Source organism: Salmonella sp. SAL4457, assembly GCF_046548235.1.
Classification (GTDB): domain Bacteria; phylum Pseudomonadota; class Gammaproteobacteria; order Enterobacterales; family Enterobacteriaceae; genus Salmonella; species Salmonella enterica.
The window spans coordinates 1-236 of record NZ_JBGDZO010001335.1 but is presented as its reverse complement, the minus strand read 5'-3'; the positions used below and the strand labels follow the sequence as shown (position 1 = coordinate 236).

1 protein-coding gene is annotated in these 236 nt (G+C 63.6%); it reads right to left on the bottom strand.

The annotated features are described in order from the left end of the window. Window positions 1-236, bottom strand: a 236-nt coding sequence (locus ACLJNW_RS28520) for a CorA family divalent cation transporter (RefSeq protein WP_410962042.1), incomplete at both ends; no start/stop codon positions are given.

The window sequence follows — 236 nt, the reverse complement described above, 5'->3', positions numbered from 1 at the left end:
GGGCGGTGGACTCGGCGAAGATCTCCCGCGACATGCTGCTCAGTTGCCCCTGTACGGCCTCCAACACGTCGGCGATGCGGTCCACCAGGCTGTCCATCATCAGGGCGAACAACTGGGTGCTGCTGCGGTTGGCGTCGAGCTGGCGGATGCAGCGGTTCTCGAACTCGCGGAACGAACGCAGGTCGGCGTAGCGCACGGTAATCAGCCATTTCTCGCTGAGGACGAAGGTCACTTCC